Source organism: Actinoallomurus sp. CA-142502 (genome assembly GCF_050936355.1).
In the GTDB taxonomy this organism is placed as follows: Bacteria; Actinomycetota; Actinomycetes; order Streptosporangiales; family Streptosporangiaceae; genus Actinoallomurus; species Actinoallomurus iriomotensis.
Genome location: NZ_JBNJMY010000001.1, coordinates 9,014,739 through 9,034,804, shown reverse-complemented (window position 1 = coordinate 9,034,804; position 20,066 = coordinate 9,014,739). Strand labels below are relative to the sequence as shown.

The window sequence follows — 20,066 nt, the reverse complement described above, 5'->3', positions numbered from 1 at the left end:
CAGAACGGCCCGACACGCCAACGCGGCCCGGCACAGGTCTGGTTCATGGTCGACGGCTGGATCACGAAGGTGCTGACCTTTCGCTCTGGCCCGAAACGATGGCATCACGCGGCGTTCAGAGGATTTCCTACGGGGCGGTGCGAACTCCCGGACGGATCGCGTAAATGGAGAGCGATGCTGATCACGAATCCAGGTGCGATCCGTATGGGATCTCGGGTCCTCCTCTCCCTGGGGTCCGCACTGCTCATCGCGGGTTGTACTGCGAGCACATCGAGCCCGTCGTCCTCGGGGCGGCCCGTACGCGTCGCCGCCCCCACGTATGCCGAGTTCGGCGACGGAAGCGCCTTCCCGCTTCCGGTGGCCCGCTTTCCGGAGGACTCCGCCCGGCTCGTCGGCCCGCACTACTCGCTCCAGATCGACCGGGTCGCCTTCGCGGATCGGCTCACGCAGGACCAGGCGATCGGGTTCGAGCAACAGGTCAGCGACATCGGGCCGATGCGTGCCGCTCCGGGCCATCGCTTCATGATGCTGCTCACCGCGCGGCACAAGGTGACGGCGGCGCTGGAGAACGACCCGATGAAACAGGTTTCACCGGATGGGGTGCGGGCCGAGTTGCGGGTCGGTGGGACGACGCTTCGGCTGCCCGGCGGCTTCTCGGACCTTGCCGTCGAGAACACGATCCTGATGAGCGTGCCGGCCGCGGGTGACCCGGTGCTCGCGGTGACCGACTCCGGTCGCACGCAGAGCCTCGACCTCGCCACCGGGAAGCGGGGCGCGGACGCGATCGCCGGTTACTATCCGGTGCCGAAGGGCAGTGGGTTCAACGCGTCCGTGTCCGGCATCGTCGGCCGGGCCCCCTACGGCCTGAGCGTCAGCACCAAGGAAGCCACGCTGCAACCGTACCTGCCCCGCGCGGGATGGGCGGGCAAGGGCAGGGCCTGGCTGTGCCTCAACGGCGACGCGGCCGCGGTCTCGCCGCCGGTCGGGCCCAAGGCGTTCGGCTACGACCTCGACGTCGGCGCCAGCTTCACCTTGGATCTCACCGGTGGCGGAACCGCGCGCGGCCACGGGCAGGTCGGGGCAGCTGTCGCGGCGGATTCGGCCTCCTTGGCGTCGCTGGCCGACACGCGGCTGTACTTCTCGGTGCCGGCCGGTTTCCGCAGTGGCACCCTGCGGTTCCACCCGACGGGGTCGTTCCGGGTCGGCGGGCGCAAGGTGTCATGGACGCCTGGCCGCCGGCCCGGTCCGATCCACATCCGCCTGCACGCGTGACGGGGCCGCTCAGCGAGTACGGCTACCGGCGGCCGGCCCGGCAGGAGTCGTCATTCGAGGTGTTCAAGGCGATGACCGTCAGATGGTCGAGCGACCGCACACCTTTGATCACCAGGAGGTGTCGCGTGTCGTTCCCCTTGAACGTGTAGGTCGTTCCCGAGGTATCCGGATCTCCGGTGACCGGATTATCGTCCTTGTCATCCGCCTCGAAGTTGATGGTCGCCGGAGTCTTCGCCACCTTCGCGGTGATCTCGACCCCGGCGGAGGTGACCCGGTAGGAGATGGTCGAGCACATGCCGGCGGCGCTGTCACCGACCGGCGAGCCGGACGGCAACGGCCCGTCGACGGACCCTGGCCGGCCGTTCGCCGACGTCGAGGCCGTGGCGTGATGGGTACCTCCGCCGCCACACCCAGCCATTCCAAGACCGGCCACTACGACGAGGGCGAGCTTCCGCAAGGTGAACGCTCCGAGGTGAGTTGGTTTCGGCTGAATAGCGTATCGGGGGCGCCATGTCACGCGATATCTGTAGAACCCCTATTGGCTGTTGACAAAGCGTCGTACTCACGGACTCTGTGGTAGAAACAAGTCGCTTGTGTCACCTGCTGGGTCTTAGGAGCGGATATGCAGGTCAGTCTTCGCAGGACCGTCGCTCTCGCGGCGATGTCGGCGTCCGTCCTCGTGCCGGCGCTGGCCGCTCCGGCGACGGCGTCTCCTGCCAGGGCGTCTCTCCAGGCAGCCGCCATTCCGACGATGCAGTTCGGCGACCGCGGACCAGCGGTGAAGCAATTGCAGGAGCGTCTGAAGGCGATGCACTACGACCCCGGGACGATCGACGGCATCTGGGGCAACAACACGAGTGTCGCCGTGTGGGCGTTCCAGAAGGTGAACCACATCAGCCCGGCATCGAGGGTCGGTAGCCAGACGAAGGCCGCGCTCGCCCATCCGCGCACGCCTGCGCCTCTCGTCCCCAAGGGAGCCAAGAACCGGGCCGAGGTCGACATCAAGCACCAGCTGCTCTACATCTACAAGAGCGGTCGTCTCGTGCTGACCAGCCACATCTCGAGCGGCTCCGAGAAGCGTTACTACTCCCAGGGGCACTGGAGCGTCGCGCATACGCCCCGTGGCGACTTCTCGGTCTACCGGAAGGCCGCAGGCTGGGAGACCTCGCCGCTCGGCAAGCTGTACAAGGCCAACTACTTCCGTGGCGGCTACGCCATTCACGGCGAGCCCGAGGTGCCGCTGCACCCCGCCTCGCACGGCTGCGTGCGGGTGCCGATGCACACCTCGAACATCGTGGCGGCGCTACTGCCGATCGGCACGCGAGTCTACGTCCGCGGCTGACATGGACCGATGAAGTACGGTTCCCCCCGCTGGACCGGGCTCTGTCGACGATCGAGCTGACCAGGGGGTCGGCGGAGGATACACAGGGGAAGGCGCCCGTCGCTGGAGATCGCAGTGCGGCCGTCATCACAGCGGGGCGCGCGCGGCCTGGATTAATAAGGTAATCGCAGGTCAGCGACCCTCTGGATTCCCGAGCTGTAAGGGTAGGGTTCCCCGAAGACTGACAGTTTCGCTGCGTTTACCGAGGTCATCCGTGGGTACCCGTCGGTCTCCGTCGTGTCTGAGGAGCCGGATTGACCCAACCGCGGAGTGTTCCGATGTAGGTCCGAATCACTCAGTATTGTGACCCCTGTTGTTCGACCGGTCCCCCCCGCCCCAAGGACGCCGATGTCTGAGTTCGCCCAGCCTGCCGTTGTCTCCGAACGCCAAGAGGCTGGACGCCATGGCAGGCCATCGCGTCGCGGGAGACGTCGTCCGACCAGCTTTCACGCGCGGCACATGTGCATTTCCATCCTCCCGGCGGCCGCCATGGCGCTGCTGGGGGTGGCCGCCGTGATCGACCTGTTCGCGGCGGGATCCTCGTCGCCGAAGTCTCGCCTCGTACTGGTCGTCATCGCCGCGGTGGCGGTGGTGGTCATGGGCGCCGCGGTCTTCGGGGCGGACACCGCGACCCGCCGGGAGCGCCGGGCGACCGGCCATCCACCCGCCGGGACGGAGGCGATGCAGCGGCGACTCGGCGAGCTGGGATCCCTGATCGCCCGCGGTCGTCAGGACCTCCAGGGCCTGACGGAGCGGATCGCGGCCGGCGAGGCCGTCTCACCACGCAACGTCGACTCCTGGCCCGACGCGAACGGCGATCCCTTCGCGTACCTCGCGCGTGAGCTGCAGAAGGCTCAGATCGAAGCCTGGAACGCGCTGATCGGCGCGGCGGCGAACCAGCGGAACACCGGCGCTTCCGTGCAGAGGGTCGAGGTCTTCGTCAACCTCGCCCGGCGAATGCAGTCGCTGTCCCACCGCGCGATCCAGGGACTCGACGAGCTCGAGAACCAGGTCGAGGATCCGGATCTGCTCAAGGGCCTGTTCAGGGTCGATCACCTCAGCACGCGCATGCGCCGTCAGGCCGAGAGCCTCGCCGTGATCGGCGGGGCCGCCTCGCGGCGTCAGTGGAGTAGGCCCGTGACCGTGTACGAGGTCCTGCGCTCGGCCATCGCCGAGGTCGAGCACTACAGCCGGGTCAAGGTGGTGCCACCGGTCGAGGGAACACTGGAGGGGAGCGCGGTCGCGGATGTGATCCATCTGCTGGCCGAGCTCGTGGAGAACGCCACCAAGTTCTCACCTCCGCACACGCAGGTGCTGCTGCGCGCCGAATCCGTGACCGCCGGCCTGGCCATCGAGATCGACGACCGCGGCCTCGGCATACCGCGCGAGACCCAGCATCGGCTGAACGGCCTGCTCTCCAACCTTCAACACGTCGACGTCGACGAATATGTGAAGGACGGCCGCATCGGACTGCTCGTGGTGTCGGCTCTCTCACGCCGGCACAACGTCGTCGTCAGGTTGCAGACCAACCTCTACGGCGGCGCCCAGGCCGTCGTCGTGATACCGAATGAGTTGATCGGTTCGGAACAGCAGGAGGCGAGCACCCGGCGGCTGGAACCGGCGCCGGAGCCCGCCGAAGCCGTACCGGCCCTGTCGGCCGGCGCCACGGGCGTACCCTCGTCCTCGACACCTGTCTCCGGCCTTGTCGAAGGAAGTCCGGTACCCAGCGGCTCCGCCGGCCCCCGTGCCCGTACAGGCGTTCCCTCGGGGACACGACAGACTCAGGGCGCTGCCGCGCCCGCCCGGCAGACGGACAGGCGCACCGACGTCTCCCCGCCGAGGGCCGAGGGGCAGCGCCCGGAACTGCCGAGACGTCGCGCTCAGTCGAACCTGGCACCTGAGCTCCTCAACACTCCCGCATCCAAGGACGACGAGGATGACGACGCGGACACCGGCTACAACCCGGGCCTGATGGCGGCGTTCCAGAACGGAATGCGCAGCGGTCAGGAAGAAGACACGACGGACAGAACCGGTGGCGGTGCCTGATGCAACGTCACCTACCTAGAAGGAGCGTCCATTGAACGCCGTCTCGCCGAACCAGGCGCAGGATCTTGCCTGGCTGCTGAAGGGCCTGGCGGACGAGGTCCCCGTCATTCGCGGCAGTGTGCTGCTGTCTTCCGACGGAATGATGAAAGCCGCCCACGGCATGGATCGCGCGAGTTCAGAACATCTCGCGGCACTCGCCTCGGGTCTGTTCTCCATGGCGCGGAGCGCCGGCGCCAAGTTCGACGGCAACAACGAGGTGCGTCAGGTCGTCGCCGAACTGAAGTCCAGCCAGCTGTACCTCACGTGGGCGGGCTTCAACTCGGTGCTCGCGGTGCTGGCGACGGGCGAGGCCGACCCTGCCGTCGTCGGCTTCGAGATGGCCCGGTTGATCAAAGCCGTCCGGCCCTTCCTGGACACCGCGGCCCGGCCGCCGGCCACCGCGTCTGACGACTGGAACAGGTGAGAATGACGGTAGCCGGTGACGACGAGGTATGGCTCGACGAGGAGGCCGGCCCTCTCATTCGCCCGTACACGGTGAGCGCGGGCCGCACTCATCCCACCGTGAAGCTGGATCTGGTGTCATTGGTGATCGCGATCGCTCAGCCCCCGAGAGGCATGGATCCCGAACACCACAAGGTGCTCGGACTGTGCCGCAACCCGATCTCCGTCGCCGAGGTGGCGGCGCACATGCGCCTTCCGGTAGCGGTCACCAAGATCCTTCTTGCGGACCTGGTGGAGTGCGAGGCCATGGCGATGCGGGCCCCGAGTACTACTTCCGGCGCCACCGACCGAGTTCTATTGGAGAAGCTGCTCGATGGCCTACAAGGAATCTGATTTGTTCCCCACCCAGGTCAAGATTCTGATCGCGGGTGGCTTCGGCGTCGGAAAGACGACATTCGTCGGCGCGGCGAGCGAGATCGAGCCGCTGAACACGGAAGAACTCATCACCGCGGCCAGCGTCGGTGTCGACAGTCTCAGCGGGATAGAGGACAAGTCCACCACCACGGTGGCCCTCGACTTCGGCCGTATCACCATCGAGCAACACGAAATCGTGCTCTACCTTTTCGGCACCCCGGGGCAGGAGCGCTTCTGGTTCATGTGGGACGAGCTGTCCGCCGGGGCGCTGGGCGCCATCGTGCTGGCCGACACCCGTCGCCTGCAGGCCTGTTTCGAGGCCGTGGACTTCTTCGAGAACCGGGGCATCGAATTCCTGGTCGCCGTCAACGAGTTCGACGGCGCGTTCCACTACGAACCAGAAGAGGTGCGAGCCGCTCTCGAACTCGACCCCCGTGTGCCGATCGTGATGTGCGACGCTCGGGACACCCGTTCCGCGACATCGACGCTCCGGTCCCTGATCCGCCATCTCCTCGCCGCTGTGCCCGCCCAGTCCGCCTGATACACCTGTAGCCCCTCACATGGAGGCCTCTGTGACGAACGACCAGATGTTCGAGTCCCCCGGTCACCTGCTGACGCCCGATGACCCCGAGGTGCCCCGACGCATGGCGCGACTGCGAGCACTGGGCCTGGGCCAGGCGCCGGACCGCGAGTTGGATGCGTTCGCCCGCGAGCTCGCCGAAGCCGCCCAGGCGCTCTCAGGAGCCGATCACACTCCCTTCGCGATGGTGAACTTCGTCACGGACCATCAGTTTCTCGGAGGTCTTTACACCCCGCCGGGTGCCTCTCCCGCCAACGCCCTGCTACAGAACCGGGAAGCCCCCCTCGACCTCGGCTTCTGCCCGCATGTCGTCGTCCGGCGCAAGGCCCTCGTCCTGGACGATGTCTGCGACTACCCGCGATTCGCCGGCAACGCGATCGTTGACGGGCTGGGCATCCGGACCTATGTCGGAGCTCCGTTGATCGACCACACGGGCACGGCTCTCGGCACGGTCTGTTTCGTCGACAGCGAGCCGCGCCCGTGGGGTCGTCCCGGACTCAACCTCATCAAGGAGAAGGCCGCCGACCTGATCCAGTTGATCGACCGTCTCGATGGCCTGCCGGGCTAGAGCCTTCGTACTCCGCCCGTCCCGTCACGCCCTGGCGTGGAGAGGGATGGACTGAGAAAGCACGCCGGTCGACTGCGCCGGGACTCCGTCGTCGGCGTCGAGTATGCCTGTTGCCAGCAGGCGGAACTCCGTGGTGACTCCGACGATGTCGGTCTTGAGGAACTCGATGGCGGGCAGGACCCTGCCCGAGTCGGCGTTGGTCTCGGCGGCCCACTTGAGAACCTGGGCGATCGCGAACAGGTAGGCGATGGCGCGGCCGGCCAGGACCATGTGTTCCTGTCCGAGTTCCTGGTCGAGGAATCTCAGGTCCAGCCGCAGCGTCCTGACGGCGGGCGCCGTGAGCGGCCAATCGGCCAGGAAGCCGCTGAGGGAGCGGCCCTCCAGCCGGGCCAGGCAGTACTCGGTGAGCTGTTGGCTGAGCAGGTCGTTGTTACCGTCGAAGATGGTGAAGACCCTCGAATCGAGGAAGGCCTGACCGGCGATGTTGGTGGGTGAGCCGCACCGGTACCCCTCGCCGCCGGCCAGTTGCTGGTAATGGTTCGCCGCGCTGACCATCCGCTCGGTGACGACGGTCTTGATGGCCTGTACGGCGGGGAACGCAGGGGTCATGTCGGCCTTGAGGTCCAGCACCGTCCGCAGATAGTGGTTGAGCGCCTCGGCGATGGTGTAGGAGCCGTCGATCATCGCGAGCCGGTAGCGGGCGAACCGGATCGCCGACAGCGGTGCCCGCCCGATCAGGCGGCCATCCGCGTACGCGTGCGCTTCGCGGCTGATGCGGCGGAGGAAGCCACACCCCATCGCCGCCATCATCGCTCGCGAGGCCATGAGTATCTCCACCATGGCACTCAGGTTCCGTCCATCGGCACTGATCCGCCGATGCCGGGGGACGACCACGTCGATCTCGTTGACTCCGTAATCGACGACCTTCAGGCCCAACGGCTCGTAGCGCTGCACGGTACGGAATCCCTCGCTGCGCTTGACGAGGAAAAAGCCGTACTCGCGGCGACCATGGTCCTCGTTCTTCGCGCTGACCAGCCACCAGTGCGCGGAGTAGCTGAGGGCCTGCCAGTGCTTGCGGCCGCGGATCCGGTAACCTCCGTCGGTCTCCTCGAACGTGGTGGTCATGCCGGACATGGCCGAGCCGCAGCCCGGTTCGGTGGCGGCGAATCCGGCCATCAGCGGATCGCTGCCGGCGAACAGCGGGAGCATTTCCTGTTTGGCCTCCTCGCCGGCCCACATCGCGATGGGCCGCAGCCCGAGGACGGTATTGACCGTCACATGTACGCCGAGCGCCAGGTTCTGCTCCGACACGACCTCGGAGACCCGGCACATGTCAATGTGGCTGTCGCGGCCCCCGTACTCCTTGGGCAGGGCCGGCAGGAGTACGCCGCTTCCCACCAGGAGCGCCCAGTCGTCGGCGGGGAGGTTCTGCTGTGGGTAGGTTGCGGAGTCGAACTTGGACGCGACAGCTTCGACGCCAGCGATGAAGTCGTCGGTCGACAGAGACAGAAGAGCCTTGGTCATGGTGTCCGCTCTCATAAGTCGGGGTCTAAAAAGGGGAAGTGGTCAGGTCCCGACGACTATGAACGCTCTAATGTCTGTCCAATGGCGAGACTGCCGGTCACACGAAACCTCCTGTCGAATGTGCTGTTACCTGGACGGCGGCCTACGGAATCATCGTGAGCACAGAGATCACTAAACGCAAGACACCTGAGGCAGGCTGTAATCATCCGTCGAGGCTCACGGCCATCCCGGGCGTCTAGGGGGCTGGACAACCAGTGGATCTTAGTTCCCCCCGCGTGAGCTCGCCTAACGCGGGTTCCCCGCGGTCCGGGATCAGCACGGACCGTACGCCTCATGTGGGCGTACGCCGCTATCGACGGGGGCGGGAACAGTCAACGGCACTACCGCGGCGACGGCGTTTCCGATCTGAGGTAGCCGGTTCTGGGCTGCGCGTTCGTAAGCCGACCAGGGAAGAAGGGGTGAGCGCTCCAGACAGTCAGAGGTTGTTGACCATTGTTGTCAGAGGTACGGCAGAGAGTCGAGGTCCGGATGTGGCCATCGGTCACGGCCTACGTCCGGCACCGTGACGCGACACTCGGGTACGGCGTCGACTCGCAGGCGGTCGCGGACATCGACGAGGTGCTCAGGGGTGATTGACGCCTGCGTCATGCGACCTGGCGCCTTTTGGGATCCGTGGATCTGGCCGAACGGCGCTGGCCCCCGCGGATGAGCGGGGGCCAGGCGATGAGTGGCGCGAGCCGGATTTGAACCAGCGACCTCTGGGTTATGAGCCCAGCGAGCTACCGAACTGCTCCATCGCGCTGTTGATGATCATAGGGCAGAAGCGGCGGCGAAGGCGAACCGATAACGACGAAAGCCGCCGCCCGCCGGGCGATCGCCCGGTTCAGGCATCTGGTCTGCGGCCCAGGAAGGCGAGCAGCCGGTCGCCGGGATCGGCCCGCCGCGGCACCGGGGCCGGGGCGGCGAACAGCGGCCGGCGGGTGACCTCGGTGACCAGGATCGGTGCGACTCGCAGCATGTCGGTGGCCAGGGCGGCCGGGATCGGCCGGTGATGTCCGCACGCCCGGGAGACGTCCCAACCGTGTACGGCGATCTCGAGCGCTCCGGTACAGGCCACGATCTCGTTCGGCACCGGGAGGCACGCGATTTCGGTGACGTGGTCCCGGCAGGCGGAGGCGGACCACGATCCCAGCAGGTGGGTCGCCCGGCGCCGAAAGTGCGCCACGGGGTCGGTCATCGGCCGGTCGTCGTGGGGGGCCGGAACGGCGCTGCCATCGAGGTGCCGGGTATCGATGATCTGCTGGAGCACGTCGAGTGAGTCGTTGAGGTGGTCGAGCAGCGTCCGTAGGTTCCAGGCCGTACAGGGTGTGGGGTTCGAGTGCTGTTCCGGCGATACGCCTTGGACGGCGCCGAGGGCATAGCCGATCGCGCGCTCCAGCATCGCGGCTCCGTCTGCCGGAGTCGTCATGGCGTCGACCCGAGTGTCCGGGGGAAGTCGAAGAGTTCGAACAGGCCCGGCTCGTGGAACCTGACAATGCGCGTGATCCCGGCGGCGGAGATCGAGAGGACCATCACCGCATGTGCGTGATGGACGCCGTCCGGGCCGCGCTGGTACAAGGCGAGCGCGGGCTGCCCGTTGGCCGTGGTCGCGATCGTCCGGAAGGCGCCGGGAACCGTGAGAACCCTGGACCTGAGGAAACGGCCGATGGACTCGCGGCCGGCGAACCAGGTCGGGGTGGGCGGCATCTCCAGTACGGCGTCCTCGGTCAGCAGCCCCATCAGGGCTTCGACGTCGGCGTTCTCGAAGGCCGCGGCGTAGCGGTCCAGCAGTTCACGCTGCCGCGCGCCGGAGGCCTCGGTGGTCTCGTCCTCGGAGGGCGCCACCTGGCCGAGTTGGGCGCGAGCGCGCTGCAGGATGCTCTTGACCGCGGGGACGGAGATGTCGAGCAACTCGGCGACCTCCGCCGCGCGCAGCGCCAGTACGTCACGCAGGATGAGGACGGCGCGTTGGCGCGGGGGGAGGTACTGCAGGGCGGCGATCAGGGCGAGCCGCAGAGTCGCCCGCGCGGCGACGATGGCGGCGGGATCGCCGGAGTCGGCGTGGACCAGACGGTCGGGGATGGGCTGGAGCCAGGCCACTTCCGGCGGTGGTGCCAGCGGGCCTTCGGGGTCGTCGGCGGGACCGCCGAGGCCCGAGGGCAGCGGCCGGCGCTTGCGATGCTCAAGCGCGGTGAGGCAGACGTTGGTGGCGATCCGGTAGAGCCAGGTGCGCAGTGACGCCCGGCCTTCGAACGCCTCGTACGAGCGCCACGCGCGCAGGTAGGTCTCCTGGACGAGGTCCTCGGCGTCGTGGGCCGAACCGAGCATGCGGTAGCAGTAGGCCAGGAGCTCCGGCCGGTACGAGTGGGTCAGCCGGGCGAAGACGTCGCCGTCCGCATTGACGTCGGTGCGGCTCATCCGCGTCACCTCCCCGGTGCGGGTCTCTGCCATGCTTCGCCCCTTCGGTCATCATCGAAGTTCCCCTCGCACCTATCGACTCGGCGAGTCGCCGAAAGGAATCGGTCGAGGTCGAACCCGCCCTTGTGACCTACATCACCTCTCTGGCTCGGATCGCGGAGACGGATTCTTCGGCGGCGGCTGGTCTAGATACCGACCGCACTCGACTCGACTCTCGGAGCGTCTGATGTCCGATTCCTTCCCAACGGCCGTCGTGACCGGGGCCGGCCGTGGCTTCGGGCGGGCGATCGCCGCCGCGCTCGTCGCCGCGGGCACCGGTGTCGTCGGCATCGCCCGTGACGAGCGGGAACTCCGTACCGTAAGTGAGGAACTCGGGGGAGGCTTCACCCCGGTCGTGGCCGACGCCACCGACGAGGCGCTCGCGCATAGCGTGATCCGCGAATACCGTCCCGGCCTGCTCGTCCTCAACGCCGGGGCCAGGCCGCACATGGCGCCTGTGCACGAGCAGACCTGGGAGACCTTCAGCCGTAACTGGCACGTCGACACCCGGCACGTCTTCGCCTGGACCCGGGCGGCGCTGGTAGAGCCGCTGGCGCCCGGCAGCGTGGTCGTCGCGATGTCCAGTGGGGCGGTCGTGGCCGGGTCCCCGCTCAGCGGGGGGTACGCCGGCGCCAAGGCCGCGATCCGGTACATCAGCGACTACGCCGCCGAGGAGTCGAACAGGGCGGGCCTCGGCATCCGCTTCGTCGCGCTGCTTCCGCAGCTCACGCCCGCGACCGGCCTCGGGGCGGAGGGGATCGCCGACTACGCTGCCCGGCAAGGCGTCGACCAGGACACCTTCATCGGCGGCCTGCAGCCGATCCTCACCCCGGAGCAGGTCGCCAAGGCGGTCGTGGATCTCGCCGGCGACCGCGACGGCGCTCCGGCCTACCTGGTCGCCGGCGCCGGGCTGCGCCCGCTCGGCTGAGCCGTGAACAGCACCGTACCCACGGGAGAATCCGCGATGCCGACGGACGCCGAGTTCGCCGCCCTGGTGGAGCCGTTCCGGCCGGAACTGCTCGCGCACTGCTATCGGATCCTGGGCTCGATCCATGACGCCGAGGACCTGGTGCAGGAGACGTACGTGCGTGCGTGGCGCGGGTTCGGGCGGTTCGAGGGCCGCTCCTCGGTCCGCCGGTGGCTGTACAAGATCGCCACGATGGCATGCCTGACGGCGCTGGAGAGGCGCGCCCGGCGGCCCCTTCCGTCGGGGCTCGGCGCACCCTCGGACGATCACCGGGTGGCCGTCGCCGAAAGCGAGCCGTCGGTGGCGTGGCTGCAGCCGGCACCGGACGCGCTGTTCGCCGCCGGCGACCCGGCGGCGATCGTGGCCGACCGTACGGGAGTGCGGCTCGCGTTCATCGCCGCGCTCCAGCTCCTCCCGGCCCGGCAGCGGGCCGTCCTGACGCTGCGCGACGTGCTGGCGTTCCGTTCGGCCGAGGTCGCCGAGATGCTGGACACGACGACCTCGGCCGTGGACAGCGCGCTTCGCCGCGCCCGGTCTCGCCTGGCCGAGGCCGGACCGGTGCAGGACGACCTGGCCGAGCCGGACGAGGCGGTCCGGCGGGCCCTCCTCGACGACTATGTCGCCGCGTTCACCCGCGCCGACCCCGACGCCCTGGTGGCCCTGCTGCGCGCCGACGTCGAGCTGGAGATGCCGCCGATCCCGACGTGGTTCACCGGCCGGTCCGCCGTCCTGGGATTCCTGGCGAACCGGGTCCTGAGCAGGGACCTGTGGCGGCTGGTGCCTACCAGCGCCAACGGCCAGCCCGCCTTCGTCATCTACGAACGCACTAACGACGGCGGGTACGAGGCGTACGGCATCCAGGTGCTGACTCTGGTCGGGACCCGGATCAGCCGCATCACCGCGTTCATGAACCCGGACCTCGTACCGATCTTCGGGCTCGCCCCCGAACTCGCGAAATAGACCGGGCGGCTTACACCCCTGCATGGGAAAAGGAGATCGTCATCATGGCGACAATCGCCGACAAGGCAGTTCTCGTTACCGGCGGTAACCGCGGTATCGGGCAGGCGTTGGTCGAGGAGGCCCTGAGGAGGGGCGCGAGCCGGGTGTACCTCGGTACGCGTACTCCTGTGGACCATCCGGATGGGCGGGTCACGCCGGTGGCTCTGGACGTGACCGACAGGGGCCAGATCCAGCTGGCCGTCGATGCGGTCGAGTCTCTCGACATCCTCATCAACAATGCCGGCATCGCGCTTTACGACGACTTGAGCGACCGTCACGTCCTCGAGCGGCACCTCGCCGTCAACCTTTTCGGGACCTACGACGTGACCCGGGCCTTCCTGCCGTTGCTCACGCGTTCTGGGGGAGTGATCGTCAACAACCTGTCGGTCAACGCCTTCGCCCCGTTCCCGGTCATTCCGGCATATTCGATCTCCAAGGCGGCTCTGTTCAACCTGACCCAGTCGCTGCGTGCCCTCCTGGCCGGGCAGGGCGTGCGTGTTCATGCCGTCCTCACCGGCCCTGTGGACACCGATATGAGCCGGGACGCCGACATACCGAAGTCGGCTCCGGAGTCCGTCGCCCGCGGAATCCTCGACGGGGTGGAGAGGGAGGAGGAGGACATCTTCCCCGATCCGATGGCTGCGACCATGGCCGAGAGCTGGCGCGGAGGCGCGGCGAAGGCGCTCGAGCGTCAGTACGCGGAGATCGCCGGAATGGTAGTCGCCGATCAAGGCCGTGGCGTCGGACGGGATCCGTCCTGACCGGGTCGCACGTCACGCGTTGGCGGTCAGGAACTGTTCCCAGGTGCCGTTGCCGGTGGGGGCGTCCTCGGTGAGGTTGGCCCCCGACCGGTAGGCCCTGCCGACCTTGCCCGGGACGTGGATCGGGAGCCGGATCCGGTGCTTGCCCACGGCGGCCAGGTAGGTGCGCTGGAGTTCCTCCAAGGTGTAGACGCGCGGTCCGGCCAGGTCGGGGACGCGGCCTGCGGGGTCGCCCAGGGTCAGTTCCGCCAGCCGGACCGCCACCTCACGGGTGGAGACCGGCTGCCAGCGCACCCCACCGGGCGCCAGCAGGATCGGCGCCTTCGCCATGGCCCGTACGGTCTTCAGCGCGAGATCGTGGAACTGCGCGGCGCGCAGGAGCGTGTACGGGATGCCGGAGGCGACCACGATGCGCTCCGCCTCCGCCTTGCGGGCGAAGTAGCCGATCGGCACGGTGTCCGCGCCGATGACCGAGATGAGCACCAGGTGTTCCACCGTGCCCGCACGCTCGGCGGCCTGGACCAGGTTCCGGGTGCCGACATCGTCGCCCTTGGGCCCTCCGGCGAGGTGCAGCACGGTCCGTACCCCGTCGAGCGCCTCGTCGAGGCCGGCCCCGGTCAGCAGGTCGACGGCCACGTACTCCACGCCGTCGCCCGGTTCCCGATCGTGCCGGCTCAGCACCCGGACCCTGTGCCCGGCCTGCCGAAGGAGCGGAACCACCTGCGAACCGAGAAGCCCGGTGCCGCCGGTGACCAAAATGGTGGAGGACATGTCCTGGTCTCCCTCTTGTAGATTCGCGATGCGACACGGCTATGACCCGGCCGGGCTCAGGAATGTGACACGGTGATCCAAGACTTTCCGGCGATCGACAGGTTCGAGGCGGAGCGGCCCCGGCTGCGGGCGCTGGCCTACCGGATGCTCGGCTCCGGCGCCGAGGCGGACGACGCGGTGCAGGAGACCTGGCTGCGGTTCGACCGGACCGACCTGTCAGAGGTGGAGAACCTGGCGGCCTGGCTGACGACCGTGGTCAGCCGCGTCTGTCTCAACCTGCTCCGCGCGCGGCAGTCCCGGCGCGAGGAGCCGCTGGAGAGCTTCACCTCCGACTGGCTCGGCGCGGCCGACGAGGATCGGCTCCCGCAGGAGGAGGCCGAGCTGGCCGACTCGGTCGGGCTGGCGATGCTGGTCGTGCTCGATCGGCTGAGCCCGGCGGAGCGGATCGCGTTCGTCCTGCACGACATGTTCGACGCGGCCTTCCCCGACATCGCGCACATGATGAAGCGCGATCCCGCCGCGGTCCGGAAACTCGCCAGCCGGGCCCGCGCCAAAGTACGGGGGACCGGGCCACGACCCGTGGATCCGGCCCGTCGGCGTCACGCGGTCGAGGCCTACCTGGCGGCAACGCGCACCGGGGACTTCGAGGCGCTGTTGACCCTGCTCGACCCCGAGGTCGAACTCCGCGCCGACGCGGCGGTCACCGGTGCCGCCAAACCCCTCACCCTGCAAGGCGCCCTGGCCGTCGCCAGAAGCGCCCTCGCCGCGGCCCCCCGCGCCCGCTCCACCGCGCTGGCCCTGGTCGACGGAGACCCGGCCCTCGTCATGGCCCCGCTGGGCAGGCTCTCGCTGGTCATCCAGTTCACCTTCAGCGGGACGGCGATCAGCGCCATCGACATCACCGCCGACCCGGACCGCCTCCAAGGCATCACCATCACCCTCGACTAGGGGCTCGGCGCCGTCGTGTTCGCGCCGGGCGACTCCGGGCCGATTCCTTTCGGTGGGCCGGCGAGTCGGTAGGAGTGACGGACTTTCGTCCGTGCCTATCGATGACCAGGAGGAACGGTGCTGCTCGAGAACAAGAACGCGATCATCTACGGCGCCGGCGGAGCGGTCGGCGGCGAGGTCGCCCGCACCTTCGCCGCGGAGGGAGCCCGGGTCTTCCTCGCCGGGCGCACCGGCGCCGCACTGGAGGCCGTCGCGGAGAAGATCCGCGCCTCGGGCGGCGTCGCCGACGTCGCCACGGTCGATGTGCTGGATGAGGACGCCGTAGAAGCACACGCCGACGCGGTGCTCCAGGAAGCCGGATCCCTCGACGTCTCCTTCAACGCCACCAGCCTGCCCCAGACCCACATCCAGGGCACCCCGTTCGTCGAACTGCCCGCCGACGACTTCGACCTGCCCATCACCACCTACCCCAGGGCCAACTTCCTCACCGCCAGAGCCGCCGGCCGCCGCATGGCCGCCCAGGGAACGGGCGTGATCTTGACCATCACCGCGTCTCCGTCCCGTACCGCCGTCCCGCTCATGGGAGGCATGGCGCCCGCATGGGCGGCGGTCGAAGCACTCTCACGCGGCCTGGCCGCCGAACTCGGACCCCAAGGCGTCCGCGTCGTCTGCCTCAACGCCGCCGGAATGCCCGAGACCACCCAGCTCAACGAGGTCTACACCCTCCACGCCAACGCCTACGGCATCACCCGCGACGCGTTCGAGACCCGCATGGCCGAGCGCACACTGCGCAAGAAACTGCCCACCGTCGCCGAAATCGCCGACGTCGCCGCCTTCGTCGCCTCCGACCGTGCCGCCGCCATGACCGGAGCGATCGCCAACCTCAGCGGCGGCATGATCGCCGACTGATGCTCACGCGCGATTACTCGAACACTCCTAAGGAAACGCATGGCCAGGAAGACGAGTGGTTGGCTGCTCGGCCTCACCGCGACGGCGTCGCTGATGGTGGCGCTGGACGCGACCGTGATAGCGACCGCACTGACCAGGATCCGGCTGGATCTGTCGGCCGGCATGGAACAGCTCGAATGGACGGTGAACGCGTACAGCCTGACCTTCGCCGTGCTCCTGATGACCGGGGCCGCGCTCGGGGACCGGTTCGGGCGCAGACGGATGTTCGTGGGCGGGCTGTCGCTGTTCACGGCGGCCTCGGCGGCATGTGCGGCGGCCCCCGGCATCGGCTGGCTGATCGCCGCCCGCGCCGTGCAGGGCGGTGGGGCCGCGCTGGTGATGCCGCTGGCGATGGCCCTGCTGAGCAACGGGTTCCCGCCCGAACGGCGGGCCAGGGCCTTGGGCGTCTTCGCCGGCCTTACCGGGTTGGCGGTAGTGGGCGGTCCGGTCGTCGGCGGGATCGTCACCCAGGGGCTGGCCTGGCAATGGATCTTCTGGCTCAACGTGCCGATCGGCCTGGTCGTCATCCCGCTGGTGTTCCAGCGCATTCCGGAGCACCGCGGCGCCGGCGCCTCCTTCGATCTCGGCGGTGTCGTCTTGGTGACCGGGGGCGCGCTCGGATCGGTCTGGGGCCTGATCCGCGCCAACAGCGTCGGCTGGGGTGCGCCCGAGGTGGACGGCGCACTGGTGGCCGGGGGCGTGCTGCTGGCGGTGTTCGTCGTTTGGGAACTCCGCGTCCGGCAGCCGATGGTGCCCATGCGACTGCTGCGGTCGCGCGGCTTCTCCGCGGGCAACGCGGCCGGGCTCTTCATGTACGCCTCGCTGTACGGCTCGTTGTTCTTCATGGCCCAGTTCCTGCAGACGGGCTTGAATGACGGGCCGATGGGCGCCGGACTTCGGCTCATGCCATGGACCGGGACGGTGACGGTCGTGGCGCCCGTCGCGGGAGTGCTGGTGAACCGGCTCGGGGCCCGGACGCTCACGGTCGCCGGGATGACGCTGCAGGCCGTCGGGATGAGCTGGATCGGGCTCATCGCGGAGCCGTCACTGGGCTATCCGCGGCTGATCGCGCCGATGATCATCGCGGGCGCCGGAGTCAGCATGGCGATGCCCGCCACGCAGATCTCGGTCATCAACGCCGTCGCGCCGCAGGAGATCGGCAAGGCGTCCGGGGTCTTCAACATGCTCCGGCAGTTCGCCGCGGTGTTGGGAGTGGCGGTCCTTGCCGCGGTGTTCACGGCCAAGGGCGGGTACGGCACCGCACGAACCTTCTCCGACGGCTTCGCGCCCGCCATCGCGGTCAGCGGCGCACTGTCACTCGCCGGTGCGCTCTCGGGCCTGCTCATTCCACGGCGAAGCCGGGTGTCCCGGCAGCCGACCGTGCGGGCCGTACCTCGGCCTGCTCAATCATCGGCGCGCCACATCTAGGACGCGCCCTGTTCTCACCTGGAGGATGTCGATGTCTGCTGACGTGGCGGACCTGAAGAGGAACGCCGAAACACTCCGTGATCTGCACAGCGGAGAGATGCTCGTGCTGCCCAACGTGTGGGATGCGGCGAGCGCGAAGGTCGTGGCCGAAGCGGGGTTCCCCGCGATGGCCACCGCGAGCGCCGCCATTTCGGCGATGCTCGGTCACCCCGACGGCGAGGGTGCGCCGTGGCAGGAGATGTTCGCCGCGGCCGGGCGTGTCGCCCAGGCGGTGTCGGTCCCCGTCACGGTCGACGCCGAGGCGGGATATGGCATGCGACCGCGTGAACTGGTGGACCGGCTGCTGGACATCGGTGCGGTCGGCTGCAACCTGGAGGACACCGACCACCGGACGGGCGGCCTGCGCGAACCCGGTGAGCACGCCCAGTGGCTCGCGGACGTGCGCTCCGCCGCGAGCGACGCCGGAGTGCCCATCGTCATCAATGCCCGCGTGGATGCCTTTCTGCCCAGCAGCGGCATACCCGAATCGGGGCGGGTCGCGGAGGCCGTACGGCGGGGCCGGCTCTACCGGGACGCCGGCGCCGACTGTATCTACCCGATCGGCGTGCGCGACCGGAGCGCCATCGCCACAGTGGTCGCTGAACTGGCGATTCCCGTCAACGGCAACAGCAGTGAACATCTGGACCTGCGCACACTCCGAGAACTGGGCGTGGCGCGAGTGTCCTACGGCCCCCGCTTCTACCGCGCGGCGCTGGCCGGCCTGAAAGCCGCCGTCCAGGAGCTGCCGGCCTGATCCCGCCGTCGCCGGCGCACCCCCGCGCTTCTACGCGCGGTCACCGGCCTGGACGTCCACCGGGTTCGTCCGATCTTCGGAGGGCCACGGGTCGGTGACCGCGTGCAGCAGCCGGCCGATCGCCGACAGATCTCCTACGACGGCGACGCTGCCATCGGCGCACGCGGTCGCGAGTGCGGCGGGATCGGTCAGCAGGGCGCTGAGGGTCTTGGGCTCCGCACGGAGCGAGACGTCTGCCGTCGCGGGTTCACCGGGCTGCACCTGAACCCGTCCGGACGCCAGGCGGACCGTCCAAATCCGACCGTCGAGCTCGAGACGGCAAGTCGTCGGAGGTGCCGCGGGGTCGGGGCGCGCGGCACCTCGCAAGAAGATCAGTACGGAGGTGGCGCTGAGCGCGGTCGGGGGCGGGGGCTGCGGGGCGTCGATCCCCCAGTCGCCCAGAGCCAGCAGGATCGGTTCCAGCTTCCGGCCCCGTTCGGTCAGCTCGTAGACCTGCGGGCCTTCCGCCGGTGCCGTTCCACGGCGGATCACTCCGTTGTGTTCGAGCTCTCGGAGCCGGTCCGAAAGCAGGTTCGAGCTGACGTGGGGCAGAGCACGCCGCAACTCCGAGAAACGTTGAGGCACCAGGAGCAGCTCGCGGACGATCAGCAGGGCCCATCGTTCCCCGACGACGTCGAGCGCCCGGGCGATCCCGCACGAGTCCCGATAGCTACGGCTGGTCGGCATGGCCACCCCCTTGTCCAAGTTGATCCTAAACTACTGTCGGTACTAGTTGTTTTTAACAACCATGACTGGTTACTATTTTGCTCGGAATCAATCACCTGGAAGAGGCGCACATGAGTGGATTGCTGCTTGAGGACAAGAACGCTGTGATCTATGGAGGCGGGGGCGCCATCGGCGGTGCCGTCGCGCGGGTGTTCGCCCGGGAAGGCGCGAGGGTCTTCATCGCCGGGCGGACGCAGGCGAAGCTCGACACCGTGGCGCGTGACATCGCCGCCTTGGGCGGAACGGCCGAGACCGCGCAAGTCGACGTTCTCGATCAGCAGGCGGTCGAAAAGCACGCCGACGCGATCGCGTCGACGGCCGGCGGCATCGACATCGCCCTCAACGCCGTGAGCGTCATGCACGACCAGGGGACTTTGCTGGCGGATCTCTCGCTGGAGGAGTTCATGCGGCCGATCGATGGTTTTCTGCGGGCGCTGTTCATCACGAGCAAGGCCGTGGCGCGGCACATGGGGCGCGAGCGTCCCGGCGTCATCCTGACCCTGTCGGAGCCGGGTGCCAAACTGGCGGTGGGCGGCATCTTGGGGCACGGCGTGAGCTCGGCCGGCAAGGAGGCGTTCTCGCGGCTCCTGGCCGCGGAGCTGGCACCCGGCAACGTCCGGGTCATCGACATCCGTCCCCACGCCGTCATCGACGCGCCGGCGGCGGGTTCCTACACCAAGGACCTCTTCCAGCGCTCCGCGGCGGCGGCCGGGCAGTCGGTCCAGGAGTTCCTCGACCGCGGGGGAATGGTGCAGGGGACTCTCCTGAAGAGGCTTCCCACGCTGTCCGAGATAGCAGAGACGGCGGCGTTCCTGGCCTCGGATCGCGCCGGTGCCATGACCGGAACAGTCGCCAACCTGTCCGGCGGCGCGCTCGTGGACTGAGTCCCGGCTCTCGCGGTCAGGGGGCACGCCCCGCCTCACTGATCGCGGGAGGACGCCGGCGAGCGGGTGGAGCCGACGGC

21 protein-coding genes and 1 tRNA gene are annotated in these 20,066 nt (G+C 68.6%); 15 read left to right on the top strand and 7 right to left on the bottom strand.

Features of this window, described 5'->3' with window-relative positions; all coding sequences use genetic code 11:
* Window positions 1-204 precede the first annotated feature (204 nt).
* On the top strand, window positions 205-1,272 hold the full coding sequence (locus ACQEV1_RS42110) for a hypothetical protein (RefSeq protein WP_433402204.1): 1,068 nt from the start codon (window positions 205-207) through the stop codon (window positions 1,270-1,272).
* 22 nt (window positions 1,273-1,294) lie between these two features.
* Here ACQEV1_RS42110 and ACQEV1_RS42105 read toward each other — a convergent pair whose 3' ends face one another.
* Window positions 1,295-1,567 (bottom strand): hypothetical protein, encoded by a 273-nt coding sequence (locus ACQEV1_RS42105; protein WP_433402202.1) that lies wholly within the window; start codon window positions 1,565-1,567, stop codon window positions 1,295-1,297.
* A gap of 327 nt (window positions 1,568-1,894) precedes the next feature.
* On the opposite strand from ACQEV1_RS42105, the gene ACQEV1_RS42100 reads away from it, so the two are divergent.
* From ACQEV1_RS42100 to ACQEV1_RS42075, 6 genes are all read left to right on the top strand, one after another.
* A complete protein-coding gene (locus ACQEV1_RS42100) occupies window positions 1,895-2,614 on the top strand; it encodes a L,D-transpeptidase family protein (RefSeq protein ID WP_285630445.1) in 720 nt (239 codons plus the stop codon).
* Between the two features lie 498 nt (window positions 2,615-3,112).
* Window positions 3,113-4,699, top strand: a complete 1,587-nt coding sequence (locus ACQEV1_RS42095; RefSeq protein WP_433402200.1) for a sensor histidine kinase — start codon at window positions 3,113-3,115, stop codon at window positions 4,697-4,699.
* Between the two features lie 31 nt (window positions 4,700-4,730).
* Entirely contained in the window at window positions 4,731-5,162 is a 432-nt protein-coding gene (locus ACQEV1_RS42090) for a roadblock/LC7 domain-containing protein (protein WP_285573650.1), read from the top strand.
* 2 nt (window positions 5,163-5,164) lie between these two features.
* Window positions 5,165-5,533: a DUF742 domain-containing protein gene (locus ACQEV1_RS42085; RefSeq protein WP_433402198.1), complete on the top strand. Its 369-nt coding sequence runs from the start codon at window positions 5,165-5,167 to the stop codon at window positions 5,531-5,533.
* On the top strand, window positions 5,514-6,095 hold the full coding sequence (locus ACQEV1_RS42080; RefSeq protein ID WP_285630451.1) for a GTP-binding protein: 582 nt from the start codon (window positions 5,514-5,516) through the stop codon (window positions 6,093-6,095). The genes ACQEV1_RS42085 and ACQEV1_RS42080 overlap by 20 nt, the downstream gene beginning before the upstream one ends.
* 31 nt (window positions 6,096-6,126) lie before the next feature.
* Entirely contained in the window at window positions 6,127-6,702 is a 576-nt protein-coding gene (locus tag ACQEV1_RS42075; protein WP_433402196.1) for a GAF domain-containing protein, read from the top strand.
* 24 nt (window positions 6,703-6,726) lie between these two features.
* Here ACQEV1_RS42075 and ACQEV1_RS42070 read toward each other — a convergent pair whose 3' ends face one another.
* From ACQEV1_RS42070 to ACQEV1_RS42055, 4 genes are all read right to left on the bottom strand, one after another.
* On the bottom strand, window positions 6,727-8,226 hold the full coding sequence (locus ACQEV1_RS42070) for an acyl-CoA dehydrogenase family protein (RefSeq protein ID WP_285630455.1): 1,500 nt from the start codon (window positions 8,224-8,226) through the stop codon (window positions 6,727-6,729).
* A 728-nt stretch (window positions 8,227-8,954) separates the two neighbouring features.
* A tRNA-Met gene (locus ACQEV1_RS42065) sits at window positions 8,955-9,028 on the bottom strand.
* Window positions 9,029-9,109: 81 nt separating this feature from the next.
* Window positions 9,110-9,694: a TIGR03086 family metal-binding protein gene (locus ACQEV1_RS42060; protein ID WP_433402193.1), complete on the bottom strand. Its 585-nt coding sequence runs from the start codon at window positions 9,692-9,694 to the stop codon at window positions 9,110-9,112.
* Window positions 9,691-10,716, bottom strand: coding sequence for a sigma-70 family RNA polymerase sigma factor (locus tag ACQEV1_RS42055; protein ID WP_433402191.1), 1,026 nt, complete (start codon window positions 10,714-10,716; stop codon window positions 9,691-9,693). Before ACQEV1_RS42055 ends, ACQEV1_RS42060 begins: the two co-directional genes overlap by 4 nt.
* A gap of 193 nt (window positions 10,717-10,909) precedes the next feature.
* Between ACQEV1_RS42055 and ACQEV1_RS42050 the strand changes: the two genes are divergently transcribed.
* From ACQEV1_RS42050 to ACQEV1_RS42040, 3 genes are read left to right on the top strand one after another with little or no spacing between them, the layout of a single operon-like run.
* A complete protein-coding gene (locus ACQEV1_RS42050; RefSeq protein WP_433402189.1) occupies window positions 10,910-11,650 on the top strand; it encodes an SDR family oxidoreductase in 741 nt (246 codons plus the stop codon).
* A 3-nt stretch (window positions 11,651-11,653) separates the two neighbouring features.
* Window positions 11,654-12,649 carry a sigma-70 family RNA polymerase sigma factor gene (locus ACQEV1_RS42045; protein ID WP_433402187.1) on the top strand — a complete coding sequence of 332 codons (996 nt, stop codon included), beginning with the start codon at window positions 11,654-11,656 and terminating at the stop codon, window positions 12,647-12,649.
* Window positions 12,650-12,693: 44 nt separating this feature from the next.
* Complete coding sequence (locus ACQEV1_RS42040; protein WP_433402185.1) at window positions 12,694-13,449, top strand: SDR family NAD(P)-dependent oxidoreductase; 756 nt, start codon at window positions 12,694-12,696, stop codon at window positions 13,447-13,449.
* Between the two features lie 12 nt (window positions 13,450-13,461).
* Here the strand turns inward: ACQEV1_RS42040 and ACQEV1_RS42035 are convergent, their stop codons facing one another.
* Entirely contained in the window at window positions 13,462-14,220 is a 759-nt protein-coding gene (locus tag ACQEV1_RS42035; protein WP_433402183.1) for an SDR family oxidoreductase, read from the bottom strand.
* A 72-nt stretch (window positions 14,221-14,292) separates the two neighbouring features.
* Here ACQEV1_RS42035 and ACQEV1_RS42030 point away from each other — a divergent pair, with 72 nt between their 5' ends.
* From ACQEV1_RS42030 to ACQEV1_RS42015, 4 genes are all read left to right on the top strand, one after another.
* Complete coding sequence (locus ACQEV1_RS42030; protein WP_433402181.1) at window positions 14,293-15,168, top strand: sigma-70 family RNA polymerase sigma factor; 876 nt, start codon at window positions 14,293-14,295, stop codon at window positions 15,166-15,168.
* Window positions 15,169-15,285: 117 nt separating this feature from the next.
* Window positions 15,286-16,077: an SDR family NAD(P)-dependent oxidoreductase gene (locus ACQEV1_RS42025; RefSeq protein ID WP_433402179.1), complete on the top strand. Its 792-nt coding sequence runs from the start codon at window positions 15,286-15,288 to the stop codon at window positions 16,075-16,077.
* A gap of 39 nt (window positions 16,078-16,116) precedes the next feature.
* The gene (locus ACQEV1_RS42020) at window positions 16,117-17,544 is read left to right on the top strand and encodes an MFS transporter (RefSeq protein ID WP_285630472.1); all 1,428 of its coding nucleotides are present in this window, start codon (window positions 16,117-16,119) and stop codon (window positions 17,542-17,544) included.
* Between the two features lie 31 nt (window positions 17,545-17,575).
* Window positions 17,576-18,337: an isocitrate lyase/PEP mutase family protein gene (locus ACQEV1_RS42015; RefSeq protein WP_433402176.1), complete on the top strand. Its 762-nt coding sequence runs from the start codon at window positions 17,576-17,578 to the stop codon at window positions 18,335-18,337.
* Window positions 18,338-18,367: 30 nt separating this feature from the next.
* On the opposite strand, the gene ACQEV1_RS42010 is transcribed toward ACQEV1_RS42015, so the two are convergent.
* A complete protein-coding gene (locus tag ACQEV1_RS42010; protein ID WP_285630476.1) occupies window positions 18,368-19,063 on the bottom strand; it encodes a winged helix-turn-helix transcriptional regulator in 696 nt (231 codons plus the stop codon).
* A 110-nt stretch (window positions 19,064-19,173) separates the two neighbouring features.
* Here ACQEV1_RS42010 and ACQEV1_RS42005 point away from each other — a divergent pair, with 110 nt between their 5' ends.
* Window positions 19,174-19,986 carry an SDR family NAD(P)-dependent oxidoreductase gene (locus tag ACQEV1_RS42005; protein WP_433402174.1) on the top strand — a complete coding sequence of 271 codons (813 nt, stop codon included), beginning with the start codon at window positions 19,174-19,176 and terminating at the stop codon, window positions 19,984-19,986.
* Window positions 19,987-20,066 lie beyond the last annotated feature (80 nt).